A 13778-nucleotide genomic window follows, 5' to 3' on the forward strand; every position below is an offset into this window, starting at 1 on the left:
GCCCGTCACCATGATAGCTGTTTTCGTCGAAGGGGCAAGCCGCAGAGAGTGCATTCGTTTTATCTGTTTTTGGCCCCGGCGCGAAACGGACCGGGCAAGTCGCGGAGGTCGAGATGAACGAGACAGCTAAGGAAAAGGTCTATTCGGAAGCCGAGATTGCCGACAGGCTCGAGAAGGAGCTGCCGAAATGGCATTACGAGAACGGCTGGATCCGGCGCAAATACAAGACCCACAGCTGGAAATCGACACTGATGGTCATCAATACGGTCGGCCATCTCGCCGAGGCGGCGTGGCACCATCCCGATATCACGGCGTCCTATGCCTGGGTCGAGGTGCGCCTGATGAACCATGCAGCCAAGGGCATAACCGATAAAGACTTCGAGCTGGCCAAAAAGATCGAAGAGGTCGTCCAGTGGCAGCCGGCCAGGGAAGGCGGCGCGCTGGAAGGCACTCCGCCGACCGATCAGCGCTTCGCTTACATCAAATATGATTAAGCGCGGTCGGAATTTGTTGATGGCTTAAGAAAACATTCGCTAATCTGCTCGCTGGCGGGGTTCACGGCCATTCCAGTTTCGTCTAGGATCGGGCCGGCACCAGAAAGTGGCGTAGTGAATGGCGGTTGCTTGGATCGGCAACCGGGAAACGCTGGTCGAGCGCGCGGCCGCACATGCCGCCGCGCTGTTGGGGTCAAGCCGGTGCCCGGTTTTCAGCCTGGATACGGATATACACGGCACCAGGGCGGCGATCGCGCTGGCTGAGCGGGTTGGCGCGGCATACGATCATGCCGATAGCGCGGCAGTTTCCCGGGAGACGGCGCTTTTTACCGACAAAGGCGCGATGACCGTCGCGCCCGGCGAGGCGCGCCGGCGCGCCGATGTCGTGGTGATTGTCGGCGAACTCCCGCAGATCCACCATCAATTTGTCAGCGAACTCTCAGCCACGGTTCCCGATCTCTCAGCCAAGAACCAACGCGAGATCTTTCTGGTCGGGTCGAACGGGGCGTCGGCGCCGCCGTTGAACAACGGGCGGACGGCGACGCTCCTGTCCTGCGGCGAGGCAAGCCTCGGCGCGACGCTGGCGGCTCTGAGGGCGCAGTGGAAGGGGCGCCAGACATCGCAGCCGGTGTCGAATTTCGACGATTTCACCAAAGCCCTGGAGGCGGCGCATTTTCCCGTCTTCCTGTTTTCAGGCGACGCAACCGAAGGGCTGGCGCTTGAGATGCTGCAAGGACTGATCACTGATCTCAACCGCAAATCACGCGCATCCGGCCTTCATCTGCCGGCAAGCGAAAACGGATGGGGTAGCGCGCTCGCCTCGACCTGGATGACGGGTTTTCCGCTGCGCACCGGCTTTGCGCGTGGCGTCCCGGAATTCGACCCCTGGCGTTACGATGTCGCGCGCATGATCGCTGACGGCGAAGCCGACCTGCACCTGCGGATATCTTCCTCAATTGTCCAGCCGCAGAAGAAAAAGAACCGCATGGCGCTGATTGCGCTGGCGAAAACGGAGGAGCCAATCGCGGGTGCCGCGGTCACCATCGCCATTGGCGAAGCGGGCGTCGATCACGAGGCGGTGGTCTATTCCAGCCGCACCGGTTCGCTGCGGTCGATCGATGCGCGAGCGGCGTCCGAACTGCCCTCCGCTGCGACTGTTATCCGCCTGGTCGCCAGTCATGTCTCCGCCGAGGCCGCGTTGCCATGCTGACGAAAATAGCCGGCGGCGACATCATCGATCCCGTCAACGGCCGTGTCGGCAAAGGCGACCTCTGGATCAGGGACGACAAGATCATTGCGGCGCCGGTGGGTGGCGCTGCCGACCGGACCATCGACGCTGCCGGCTGCATAGTCATGGCGGGCGCCATCGACATCCATTCCCACATCGGCGGCGGCAACGTGAATACCGCACGGCTGCTCTTGCCCGAGCAGCATGCCGCGCATCAGGAGCGGCCGGTGACGACGCCGCTTTCCAATGCCGGCTGGTCGACCTTCCAGACCGGCTGTCTCTACGCCAAGATGGGTTTCACCACGGTCGTCGAACCGGCGATGTCGCCGGGAGCCGCACTTCACACCCATCTCGAACTGGCCGACATCCCGATCATCGACAAGGCGACGCTCGCCATTCTCGGCAACGACGATTTCCTGCTGTCGATGATCCGCGACGACGCCTCCTCTCAAATGATCGAGGACTATGTTGCATGGACGGTCGCCTCGACGCGGGCGCTTGGGGTCAAGGTGATCAACGCCGGTGCGGCGGCCGCCTTCAAGGAAAACGTCCGCACCTTCTCGCTGGACGATGTCGTGCCTTCCTATGGCGTCAGCTCGCGCAAGATCGTCAAGACGCTACAGGCGGCCGTCGACAGCCTTGGCGTCCCGCATCCTCTGCATGTCCATTGCAACAATCTGGGCAGCCCCGGATCGGCGGACACGGCGGCCGCGACGATCGCGGCGGCGGAAGGATTGCCGCTGCACCTCGCCCATCTCCAGTTCTACGGCTACGGCACGGAAGGCAAGCGCAAGTTTTCGTCGGCCGCGGCGCGTCTTGCCGAACTGGTCAATGCGACGCCGGAAGTCACCATCGATATCGGCCAGGTGATGTTCGGCCAAACGGTCACCGTCTCCTCCGACGTCATGCGGCAGTTTTCGGCGCGTGGCAGTGCGCAGCCGAAGAAATCCGTCATTCATGACGGCGACGGCAATGGCGGCGGCATCGTGCCTTATAGCTATGGCAAGGATTTCTATGGCGCGATGCAGTGGGCGATCGGGCTCGAGCTTTTTCTCCTGATCGACGATCCCTGGCGTGTCTTCTTCACCACCGATCATCCCAACGGCGCGCCCTTTACCGCCTATCCGGCCCTGTTCGAGCTGCTGATGAGCCGGGAAGCGCGCACCGAAATGATTGCCCGACTTCCAAAGTCCGCCATGGCGCTCTCCACCCTGGCCGCAATCGACCGCGAATACACGTTCGAGGAAATCGCCGTCATGACGCGCGCGTCCCCAGCCAAGCTGCTTGGGCTGACAGACCGGGGCCATCTCGGCGCCGGCGCTATCGCCGATATCGCTGTCTACCGCAGGGACGGGAACATAGCGAAAATGCTGGGGCAGGCGGCGTACGTCTTCAAGGATGGCGATCTCGTCGTGCAGGACGGAGAAATTACCCATTACCGCTGGGGCAAGGCGCTCAGGCTCAATCCGTCGCCGGACAAGGCGATGGTGCGGCGCCTGGAAGACTATCACCAGCAGCGCTACGGCCTGTCGCTGGACTGGTTCAATTTCCCGGATTCCGCGATCGCGCGCGAACAGCCATTCGGCGAGGTGGCATGCCGAACGTGAGCGTAAATGGCATAACGATCGACGATACCTTTGCCGAGGCCTTCGGCATGCGTGCGACCGCCATCGTCATCACCGCCCCGAACCGGAAATGGGCCCGCCAGGCGGCGATCACCATGACTGGCTTTGCCACCTCGGTGATCGGCTGCGGCTGCGAAGCGGCAATCGATGTCGAACTGCCGCCATCGGCCACACCGGATGGCCGGCCCGGCTGCCGCGTGATGATCTTTGCGATGGGAACAGATGAACTGCAGAAGCAGCTGCTCAATCGCGTCGGCCAGTGTGTCTTGACCTCGCCGGGTTCCGCCTGCTTTGCCGGACTGGAGGGCAGCGCCGAGTTGAAGCTCGGTTCGGCGCTGCGTTATTTTGGCGACGGCTGGCAGATCTCCAAGAAAATCGGCGGCAGGCATTTTTGGCGCGTTCCCGTCATGGATGGCGAATTCCTGTGCGAAGCGACGACCGGGCTGACGAAGGCTGCCGTCGGCGGCGGCAATTTCTTCGTCATGGCTGAAAGCAGCGCCAAGGCCTTGGTTGCCGCCGAGGCCGCGGTTGCCGCGATAGGCCTGGTGCCGGGCGCGATCGTGCCGTTTCCGGGCGGCATCGCCCGTTCGGGTTCCAAGATCGGAGGTAAATACAAGGGCATGATCGCCTCGGCCAACGAAGCCTACGCGCCGACACTGCGCGGTGTTGTCAGGAGTGAGCTCGGTTCCGACATCAACGCCGTCCTGGAAATCGTCATCGATGGCGAGACCAACGATGCCGTTGCCGCCGCGATGAAGGCCGGCATTAAGACCGTCATCGAGCTTGGGCCGAAGCGAGGCGCGGTTCGCATAAGCGCCGGCAATTACGGCGGCAAGCTCGGCAAGTTCATCTATTCGTTGAAGGATATGCTGCCGTGAAAGCGCTGACCTTCACCCTTGTCGCCGAGCCGCCCGAGCGCCTTGACCTGTCGCCGCTGACGCCGGAGCGGCTTGCCGGGATCGAAAGGCGCGACATCGAAAAAATCCAGATCGGCATGTCGAAGCATGGATCGAAGGTCGGCGATATCTTTCGCGTCGCCGGCAACGATCCGCTGGACATCGTGTTCGAAGGTGGAAGCACGCGCCTCGACCGCGTGGCGGAAGGCATGCGGGGCGGTTCGGTTCGCGTCGTCGGTAATGCTGGCGCCCAGGCCGGGCGCGCCATGCGCGGCGGCACGCTCACGATCGAAGGCAATGCAGGCCCGCACGCCGGCTCCGGCATGCGCGGCGGCAGGCTTGAAATAACAGGCAACGCCGGTGAACACCTTGGTGCGCCGCTCGCCGGGGAACTGGCCGGCATGAATGGCGGCGTGCTGATCGTCAGGGGCAAAGCGGGCGCTTTTGCCGCCGACCGCATGCGGCGCGGCCTGATCGCGGTGCTGAAAGGCTCAGCCGACAATGCCGGCAGCCGCATGATCGCCGGCACGCTGGTGGTGGCCGGCGGCACCGGCGAGATGCCTGGCTATCTGATGCGTCGCGGTTCGATCCTTCTCGATCGCGCGCCGAAAAGTCTGTCGCCGAGTTTCGTCGAATGCGGTGCGCCGGAAAGCGTTTTCGCCGCCGTCATCGATCGCCATCTGATCGCCGAGGGTATTTTGAAACGGCCGCTTCTGGGCATCGCGCCGCAGAAATATGGCGGTGACAACGCGGTGCTTGGAATGGGTGAGGTTCTTTTCCCTCGCTGAGGTCCTGCAGCCATACAAGCGCGGCCGATATGATCGATTGCTCATCGTGATCGGCTCCGTCCTGCCACACAGGACTTCGCTCATTTATTTCTGCTTACTTTCTGGGAAGACGCGGGTTTTCGGGCGCGGCACCCAGTTCCGAGCGTGCCAGACGCTTTGGTCTCGTCCATTCGGCGCGCGCTTTTTCGGAGAGCACCAGTCCATGGCCAGGTCGGTCGGGCGCATAGGCGTACCCGTCGCGGATTTCGACGGGCTGATCCACGAGATGATCGAAGTTCTGGAATGAGTATTCCAGCCATTCGACCTCCGGAAGCGCGACTGCCATATGCACGCCAACCTCCAGGAAAGTGTTGCCTATGCTGACCGGGATTCCGAGTTCGGCGGCCAGCCAGCCGATACGCATGACATCCGTTACCTGGCCGTGGACATTCAGGATATCGGCTGCGTGAGCTTCGAGAAGAAGCCGTTTGCCCTGCAGATCCAGATACTCGCCGCTGTTGATCTGGGTCCATGTCACTGCATGCCTGAGCGTTCTCAACCCTTCGTAGTCGTGCCGCAGGATCGGATCCTCGACCCAGAGAAGATCGTGGCCGGCACCGCGGATCGCCACCAATTTCATCAGCGCTTCCTTCGAGGTCCACGCCTCGTTCGGATCGATCATGATTTTCGATCCTGCCGGCACGCAGGTCTTCAACAGCTCCAGACGCCGCAGATCGCGGTCGAAATCCGGATGGCCGACCTTGATCTTAAAGGCGGAGTAGCCGAGCGACGCTGCGTGGGAGAACAAGGAGACGAAGGCCTCATCGTCGAGGTGGAAATCGAGGCCGCTGGCGTATGCTCCCACGCGGTTGCGGCGACTGCCAAGCATGACATGAAGGGGCAGGCCAGCTTCCTTTGCCGCAAGGTCCCAAAGCGCCACCTGAACAGCGTCCTGAAAAGGCAGGGAGTAAGCCCGCTGGTTGCCGCCGCGCGGGCGGTTCACACGGTGAACCAGCGCGATCGCCTTGTGCCCTTTCAGCGCCGGCCAAACCTCGTTCTCGAAAACGGCCTCGATCTCCGTCTGGTCGGGCAGGGGATTGAAGAGCGTCTGGATGAAGCCCAGTCCCACCTCGCCACTTTCCGATACGAGTTCCAGCGCGGCAATGTTGACATCGTCCGCTCGAACCTGACTGTCTCCGATTACCCGGTCGCGGGCGAACTGAAATCGGGTTATACGAAAATTCGAAAGGCTCATCACAACGACCTTTTGATCGTCTAATATCGCTTACTGATCTATCAGATGCCTTAGTATCGAACCAACGGAGGTGCCGCAAGTGGCGGGCAAAGCAAAATCCGTCTCGCATACCCCGGTGGCGGCCATCCGTAAGAGCGATGTTGCCTATGAACGAATCCTGGAAGGCTTGTTCGACAGGCGCGTGCCGGTCGGGGCTTTCATCTCGCAGAACGAGCTGTCCGCGATCGTCGACGTGCCCGTCGCTCCGCTTCGCGACGCTCTGCGCGTGCTCGAAGCGGAGGGAATTCTGACCATCCACCCGCGCTCCGGAATCCAGGTCGTAAGACCCGGCATGGAGCTTACGCGCGCCACCTACCAATTCCGCTCCATCATAGAGCGTTCGGCAATACGCGCCTTTGCCGAGCAAGGGGATGAATCCGTCATGAATGCCCTGGAGATGCGGCATTCCCGCCTAATTCGGCGCGTGGAGCGAGAAGGTGTCGGGAAGGAGCAACTGGAGGAGATGGATGCGCTGGAGAGGGAACTTCACGGCGCAATCATCGGCGCGCTGCGCAATCCGCTGATCGATAGCACCTATCGGCGCATGCACAACTATCTGCGTCTGTTACGTCTCGACAGCAAGCTCACCTCGCCTATCATGATCCGGACACTCAAGGAGCATCTCGATATCCTCGAGGCTTGCAGCACCAGGAATGCCGACAGCGCTGAAGCAATGTTGCTGGCGCATTTCCAAGCGGCCATGCAGCGCAACCTGGGTCTCGTCTGACAGGCCAAGTCGCGCCACTTGCCCTCAGGCGCGGTTGCGCGGATCGAGAAATGATGTTAACTCCAACTGATCGATCAGTGTGCTTATCTGATGTCTTGGAGGAGATCGCATGCAGCTGAACAAGAGGCAGTTTCTCATCGGCTCCGCGGCCCTTGCGATGGCGGGGAACGTCCGCCGTGCCCGGGCCGCGAGTGCCATCAGCTACTGGCATCATTTTACCAGCCAGTCGGAAATGGCCAGCCTGCTCAAAATCATCGGGTTGTTTCAAGCGGCGAATGCGGATGTGGCGGTGACGCAGGAAAACATCCCGAATTCGGAATACATGGCGAAGGTTTCTTCGGCGGTGCTGGCTGGCGGGCGTCCGGATACCGCCATGGTGATCGCCGAGCGATTCGCCGACCTTACCGCGATGGAGGGGTTGATTGACCTTACCGACCGCGTGAACGGCTGGGCCGGCAAGACCAACTTTCCCGACAACCGCTGGACCGGGCTTTCCAGTGACGGCGCGATCTATGCCGTTCCCGCCTTCGCCTTCGTCGACTGGATGTACTACCGCACCGACTATTTCGAGGAAGCTGGACTGGCAGGGCCACCCAAGAACTTCGATGAATTCCTGGAGGCATGCCGCAAGCTGACCGATCCTTCGAAGGGCAGGTATGCCTTTGGCATGCGCGCCGGCGCCGGCGGGTTCAAGTATGCCATCGACGTCATGGAGGCGTTCGGTTCGCCGATCGTCAAGGACGGGCAGCCAGCCATCGATAGGGCCGCGGCGATCGAGGCGGTGACGTTCTATTCCGATCTCTTCCTGAAGGAAAAGGTCGTGCCGCCGAGCGCGCCAAACGACAGCTACCGCCAGATCATGGAGGCGTTCCGCACCGGACAGACGGCAATGCTGTGGCATCATACCGGTTCGCTGAACGAAATCTCCGGCGCGATGAAGCAGGGCGAACAGTTTTCGACCGCACCCATGCCGGCTGGTCCGAAGGCGCATATCGCTCGCGTCGCCTACGCCGGCAACGGCATCATGAAGGAAGACAATATCGAGGCTGCCTGGCAGTGGGTGAGTTTCTGGGGCCAGACGGACGCCGCCATAGCCCTGCTCGAGGGGACCGGTTATTTTCCGGCCTCCACCGCTGCGTTGCAGGATCAGCGGATCACCGGGAATCCAATCTACGGTGCGGCGGTGGAAACGCTCAAGTTCGGGCGGCTGCCGAACAATTTCGTCGGCGCTGCGGGCTGGTCCGAGAATGTCGTCAATCCCGCTTTCCAGTCGGTGCTGACGGGTCAGTCGACACCGGAACAGGCCGTGGACCGTATGGTCCAAGGGCTCGAGGCCTCCCTCCGCTGACATATTCCGGTACGGCGCTCGGGCGCGCAGTCGCGCCTATCACGCAAAGGGACGGTGCTTTCGCGCCGGAGATCCATGACTTCAAGCGCGAGCAGATACCTGCCTTTCCGGGCTCTCGGCGAATTGTCCGAGACCCGATACTGGATGTATTTGCTGCTCCTTCCGAGCCTCGTCCTCATCCTTCTTGTGATCGCTTATCCGACCCTTTACGGCATGGCCATCAGCTTTCGCGAGATGCGTCTGACGCGTCCCGGGCTCGATGGCTGGGTCGGCTTCAAACACTATGCGGCGATGTGGTCCGACCCGGTCTTCTGGATCGCGCTGAAGAACACGGTGGTGTGGGTCACCGCCGCGGTCGTGCTGGAGCTGGCGCTTGGCCTTCTCACCGCGACAGCGCTCAACAGGGATCTGCCGGGCACGAAGATCTTCGCCGTGCTCATCCTGCTTCCCTATTTTCTTCCCAATGTCGTAGCGGGTCATATGTGGGCTCTGCTGCTCGATCCGCGGCTTGGGGTTATCAACGACATTCTGGTGCGCGTGGGCGTCCTGCAGACATACAAGGCATGGTTTGCGGACCCCAACGCTGCCCTGGCCGCAACCATTCTGGTCGAGGCCTGGCATGGTTTTCCATTCTTCGCGCTACTGCTGCTTGCGGGTCTGAAGTCTATTCCCGAGGACCTTTATAAGGCAGCTGCGGTGGATGGCGCGGGCGTGGCTGCGCAGCTCAGGCTGATCACCCTGCCGATGCTCAAGACTGTCATCGCGGCGGCTGTGATCCTGCGCGTCATCAGTCTGGTCAATTCGCCGGATCTGCTCCTCATTCTCACCGGTGGCGGACCAGGAGATGCCACGCAGGTGTTGTCGCTGTACGCCTTCCAGACCGCCTACAAGGAATTCAACTTCGGCTACGCATCCGCCCTGTCGGTGGTGATGTTCGTCATCCTGATGATCTTTGCGGTCGCATATATCCGCATGTCTAGGATTACCAAGGAGTAGAACGATGATCGAAAGCAAGCGTCACCGACGGATGATTGCGAACATCGCCACCTACATCGTGCTTGTGAGCCTCTCGATATTCTGCATCGGCCCGATGATCTGGATGTTCCTGACATCTATAAAATATGAGGCCGACATCGTCACCCAGACGATGCAGTACATGCCGAGCCGCATCACCTTCGACAATTATGTCGCGATCTGGACGCAGTCCGGCTTCCCCCTGCTTATCGGCAACAGCCTCGTCGTCACCTTACTGACGGTGACGATCTGCGTCGTCACAGGTACGTTGGCTGCCTATGCATTTTCGCGCTTCGCATTTCGCGGCCGAGACCAGCTCATGCTCGGCTATCTTGTCGTTCGCATGTTTCCAGCGGTCATGATGATCATTCCCCTTTATGTCGTGATGCGTGGCGTGGGGCTCGTGGACAGCCGTTTCGGCCTCGCGCTTGCCTATACGAGTTTTCTGCTGCCGCTGTTCGTCTGGATGCTCAAAGGCTTCTTCGATTCAGCACCTAAGGAACTCGAGAGTGCGGCACGCATCGACGGTTCGACAAGGCTTGGCGCCATGATCCGTATCGTCGTGCCGCTCGCGCGCAACGGCCTGGTAGCAAGTTCCGTGTTCATCGCAATCGCTGCTTGGAACGAGTTCCTGTTCGCCCTGATGCTCACGACGGGGCAGGGGTCTCGCACGTGGCCCGTGGGCCTGCAGCTGATGGTCGGCGAGTTTCAGCTTCCTTGGGGCGTTCTGGCCGCAGGCGGCATCCTCAGCATCGTCCCGGTCATCGTTCTCTTCGCCATCGTCCAGCGAACCATGGTTCAGGGGCTGACCGCAGGCGCCGTCAAAGGTTAGGAGTGCTTACATGGCGACACTTTCCATCAAGGACGTGCGCAAGGCTTACGGCTCCGTGCAGGTTCTTCACGGCGTCGACATCGAGCTCGAGGACGGGGGCTTCCTGGTTCTGCTCGGGCCGTCCGGATGCGGCAAGTCGACCTTGCTCAACATGATTGCCGGCCTCGACGACACGTCCGGCGGTGATATCCTGATCGGCGGACGCTCGGTCGTGGACCTTGCACCCAAGGACCGCAATATCGCGATGGTGTTCCAATCCTACGCGCTTTACCCGACCATGTCGGTCGCGAGAAACATCGGCTTCGGGCTGGAAAGGCGGGGCGTGGACGCCGACAAACGCAAGCGCGCCGTCGAAGATGCGGCGCGACTGCTGCAGATCTCTCATTTGCTCGACCGGCGCCCCGCGAACCTGTCGGGCGGACAGCGGCAGCGCGTTGCGATGGGTCGAGCGATCGTGCGCGACCCAGAGCTGTTCCTCTTCGACGAGCCGCTATCCAATCTCGATGCCAAGCTTCGTGTGGAAATGCGCACGGAGATCAAGCGCCTGCACGAGCGTCTCGGCACGAGCATCGTCTATGTCACGCATGATCAGATCGAGGCGATGACGCTGGGCACTAAGGTGGCCGTGATGAAGGGCGGCTACATCCAGCAATTGGCCGATCCGCGCACTATCTATGAACGGCCCGCCAACATGTTCGTGGCAAGTTTCATCGGATCTCCGGCAATGAACTTCCTTCCTGGACGGTTGGTCCGGAACGCAGATTGTGTCCGTTTCGAAGCGAGCGGGGTATCGATGGCGATGCTGGCCAGCAATCCGGCGGAAGTCTCCGAGCGTCCAGTGGTCCTCGGCATACGGCCTGAGGAACTGAAGGTGGCTGCGCGCGATCAAGCTTCGGTCACGGGGATGATCGATGTGGTGGAGCCTACTGGGCCCGAAACCATGGTGACAGTGCAGGTTGGCGAACGCTCGGTCACGGCGCGCGTACCGCCGAGGTTTGCCGGCCAACGAAACGAGGCAATCTTCCTTACCGTCGATCCGGTGAGCATCAACCTGTTCGATCCGGACACCGAGCAGCGCATCGATATTTAACCCAGGAGTTCATACGGAATGGCTCAGGTTCCGGGATGTTCTCCTGGAGACTCGCCCGTACCCGAGTGGATGCAGACGGCATTGCGGTTAAGCCGCCATGGCCGGCATGTCTGCGGGGAGGGTTAGCGGCTGTCTTTGGCAATCAGTTTCGTCAGGCAATCCCCCGCCTGGCTCTCAGGCACGCCGAGATCTCTGACACTGTCCATGTGGTTGCGGTTCGTGAGAACAAGCGACGTTACCGGCGAACCCTGCTGCAGCAGGTGCTCTTTGAATCGATCTGCTTGCTGATGGAAAGGCGGCGTCTCGTTGGCTCCGACCAGAACCGTCGCCTTGGTTTGAGGATCATGCCGATAGGCAAGAGGTGTAAACATGGCGACTTCCTCATCGGTAATTCCAATCTCGTTAGCGAGAAAGGAGTTCTGGAGCGGTTTCAAATCGTAGAGCCCGCCGAGCAGAAGAGCTGTCCGCACGTTCGAAGGGGTATGCTCGCTGTTGAACAGGAACGTTGAAAGATGTGCTCCGGCCGAATGGCCGCTGACGGTCAGGTTTGCCGGGTCTCCGCCATGGTCGGCGATATGGGCCAGAACCCACTGCTTGGCGCGGCGCACCTGGTCGACGATCGTCGCCATCCTGACCTTGGGCATCAGCGCATAGTCGACGATGACGGCAATCGCACCGGCCTGGGTAATCGTCGTCGCGACGTATGAAAAGTCGCGCTTGGAGAACATCCTCCAGTAGCCGCCATGGATAAACATGTGCACCGGCAGGCCACTTGTTTTGCCCGGGGGAAAGAACAGGTCGATGGTTTCGGTATGATCCGGCCCATAGGCGACGTCCGCAGTCATCGGGATGGTTGCGCGGACGGCCTCGCTGCGGTGAACGATGTCCTGGACGAGTTGATCGAAATCGGCGACATGGTCGCGGATGCGGAACGGATCGCTTTGCACTCTTCCTCCGCTCAGATGCTGATGGCGAGGTATTTCGCCTCCATGAACTCGGCAATGCCGTGATGCTGGCCGCCCTCGCGGCCGAGGCCGCTCTGCTTGACCCCGCCGAACGGTGCTGCCGGATCGGACATCAAGCCGCGGTTGAGCGCGACCATCCCGGCTTCGATCCTGGATGCCACCCGCATTCCACGCGCAAGATCGCGCGTGTAGATGTAGGCGGCAAGACCGTATTCGGTGTCGTTGGCGCGCGCGATGATTTCGGCTTCCGTTTCGAATCTCGAGATCGGCGCCACCGGCCCAAAAATTTCCTCATGCGCCATCTCCGCCTCGGCCGGGACGTCGCACAGCACGGTCGGCGGATAGTAGTATCCCGTTCCCGAGCCTGCCTTGCCTCCGCACAGCACCCGCGCGCCACGGACGACGGCATCGTTGACCAGACGGTCGATCTTGTCGACTGCCTTCCTGGTGATCATCGGCCCGCACTCCGTGGCCGCGTCCGTGCCGGCGCCGATCTTGAGTGCCGACATCCGCCTGGCGAGGCTTTCGCAAAACGCATTGTAGACGCCGGACTGGACATAGATGCGGTTTGCAGCCGTGCAGGCCTCGCCGGCGTTGCGCATCTTCGCCACCATCGCCCCATCGACCGCCGCGTCGAGATCCGCGTCATCGAACACAAGGAATGGCGCGTTGCCGCCAAGTTCCATCGAACACGAAACCACGTGCTTTGCGGCCTCGGCCAGCAGAACGCGCCCGACGCTGGTCGAGCCGGTAAAGGAGAGTTTGCGCACCCGCGGATCGGCCAGCATCGCGGCCGTCACCAGGCCGGGATTGGAGGTTGTCAGAACGTTGACAACCCCCGGTGGGACACCCGCTTCCTCATAAAGGGCGGCAAGCGCGTAGGCGGTGAGCGGGGTCTCGCTGGCTGGCTTCAAAATCACCGTGCACCCGGCAGCCAGGGCGGGCGCGATCTTGCGCGTCGCCATGGCGGCAGGAAAGTTCCAGGGTGTGACAAGGACGCAGATGCCGATCGGCTCGTAGTCGACGACGATCCGGTTGGTGCCGGAAGGCGCCATTCCGAATTCTCCGGTGATGCGAACGGCTTCCTCGGCATTCCAGCGAAAGAATTCCGCAGCATAGGCGATCTCGCCACGCGCGTCCCGCAGTGCCTTGCCGTTTTCCAGCGAGATAAGGGTGGCCAGTGTCTCGCAACGTTGCGTCATCAGTTCGAAGCAACGTCTGAGGATTTCGGAACGCTTGCGGGGCGCCGTTGTGCGCCAGCCATCGGCGGCCTTGGCCGCAGCCTCGACGGCGGCCGCGGCATCTTCGATCGTCGCATCGGGAACCGCAGCGATCACCGCCTCGGTGGAAGGGTCGACGACCTGGATTTCCCTGCCGTCGACGGATTGCCGCCATTGGCCGCCAATATACAAGCCGTGGGAGAATCTATGGAAGCCGGCAGTGTCCTGATCGTCCTCCAGCAGCTGATGAGATATGTTCATGGCCTGATCCTCGATTG

13 protein-coding genes are annotated in these 13778 nt (G+C 61.4%); 10 read left to right on the plus strand and 3 right to left on the minus strand.

Translation table 11 applies throughout. From position 1 onward, the window contains the following. Nucleotides 1-113: 113 nt before the first annotated feature. The 5 genes from CIT26_RS32395 (at nt 114) to CIT26_RS32415 (ending at nt 5031) form a co-directional block, all read left to right on the plus strand. Nucleotides 114-494, plus strand: coding sequence for a 4a-hydroxytetrahydrobiopterin dehydratase (locus tag CIT26_RS32395; RefSeq protein WP_095496348.1), 381 nt, complete (start codon nt 114-116; stop codon nt 492-494). 118 nt (nt 495-612) lie between these two features. Then, complete coding sequence (locus tag CIT26_RS32400) at nt 613-1704, plus strand: molybdopterin-binding domain-containing protein (protein ID WP_095496349.1); 1092 nt, start codon at nt 613-615, stop codon at nt 1702-1704. Beyond that, on the plus strand, nt 1698-3329 hold the full coding sequence (locus tag CIT26_RS32405) for a formylmethanofuran dehydrogenase subunit A (protein WP_095496350.1): 1632 nt from the start codon (nt 1698-1700) through the stop codon (nt 3327-3329). Before CIT26_RS32400 ends, CIT26_RS32405 begins: the two co-directional genes overlap by 7 nt. Then, nucleotides 3317-4225, plus strand: coding sequence for a formylmethanofuran--tetrahydromethanopterin N-formyltransferase (gene fhcD, locus CIT26_RS32410; RefSeq protein ID WP_095496351.1), 909 nt, complete (start codon nt 3317-3319; stop codon nt 4223-4225). Before CIT26_RS32405 ends, fhcD begins: the two co-directional genes overlap by 13 nt. Further along, entirely contained in the window at nt 4222-5031 is an 810-nt protein-coding gene (locus CIT26_RS32415; RefSeq protein WP_095496352.1) for a formylmethanofuran dehydrogenase subunit C, read from the plus strand. Before fhcD ends, CIT26_RS32415 begins: the two co-directional genes overlap by 4 nt. A gap of 94 nt (nt 5032-5125) precedes the next feature. Here CIT26_RS32415 and CIT26_RS32420 read toward each other — a convergent pair whose 3' ends face one another. Then, complete coding sequence (locus tag CIT26_RS32420; protein WP_095496353.1) at nt 5126-6265, minus strand: mandelate racemase/muconate lactonizing enzyme family protein; 1140 nt, start codon at nt 6263-6265, stop codon at nt 5126-5128. 79 nt (nt 6266-6344) lie between these two features. Between CIT26_RS32420 and CIT26_RS32425 the strand changes: the two genes are divergently transcribed. The 5 genes from CIT26_RS32425 to CIT26_RS32445 all read left to right on the plus strand — a co-directional run bounded on the left by CIT26_RS32425 (nt 6345) and on the right by CIT26_RS32445 (nt 11315). Then, on the plus strand, nt 6345-7031 hold the full coding sequence (locus CIT26_RS32425; RefSeq protein WP_095496354.1) for a GntR family transcriptional regulator: 687 nt from the start codon (nt 6345-6347) through the stop codon (nt 7029-7031). Nucleotides 7032-7140: 109 nt separating this feature from the next. Beyond that, entirely contained in the window at nt 7141-8379 is a 1239-nt protein-coding gene (locus CIT26_RS32430; protein ID WP_095496355.1) for an ABC transporter substrate-binding protein, read from the plus strand. A gap of 75 nt (nt 8380-8454) precedes the next feature. Then, nucleotides 8455-9375, plus strand: a complete 921-nt coding sequence (locus tag CIT26_RS32435; RefSeq protein WP_095496356.1) for a carbohydrate ABC transporter permease — start codon at nt 8455-8457, stop codon at nt 9373-9375. Between the two features lie 4 nt (nt 9376-9379). Beyond that, nucleotides 9380-10225, plus strand: coding sequence for a carbohydrate ABC transporter permease (locus tag CIT26_RS32440; protein WP_095496357.1), 846 nt, complete (start codon nt 9380-9382; stop codon nt 10223-10225). A 10-nt stretch (nt 10226-10235) separates the two neighbouring features. Next, on the plus strand, nt 10236-11315 hold the full coding sequence (locus CIT26_RS32445; protein WP_095496358.1) for an ABC transporter ATP-binding protein: 1080 nt from the start codon (nt 10236-10238) through the stop codon (nt 11313-11315). A gap of 122 nt (nt 11316-11437) precedes the next feature. Here CIT26_RS32445 and CIT26_RS32450 read toward each other — a convergent pair whose 3' ends face one another. Both CIT26_RS32450 and CIT26_RS32455 read right to left on the minus strand, forming a co-directional pair. Next, on the minus strand, nt 11438-12262 hold the full coding sequence (locus CIT26_RS32450; RefSeq protein ID WP_095496359.1) for an alpha/beta hydrolase: 825 nt from the start codon (nt 12260-12262) through the stop codon (nt 11438-11440). Nucleotides 12263-12273: 11 nt separating this feature from the next. After that, nucleotides 12274-13761: an NAD-dependent succinate-semialdehyde dehydrogenase gene (locus CIT26_RS32455; protein ID WP_095496360.1), complete on the minus strand. Its 1488-nt coding sequence runs from the start codon at nt 13759-13761 to the stop codon at nt 12274-12276. Between the last annotated feature and the right edge of the window lie 17 nt (nt 13762-13778).

The sequence above is a fragment of the Mesorhizobium temperatum genome, assembly GCF_002284575.1.
Lineage (GTDB): Bacteria > Pseudomonadota > Alphaproteobacteria > Rhizobiales > Rhizobiaceae > Mesorhizobium > Mesorhizobium temperatum.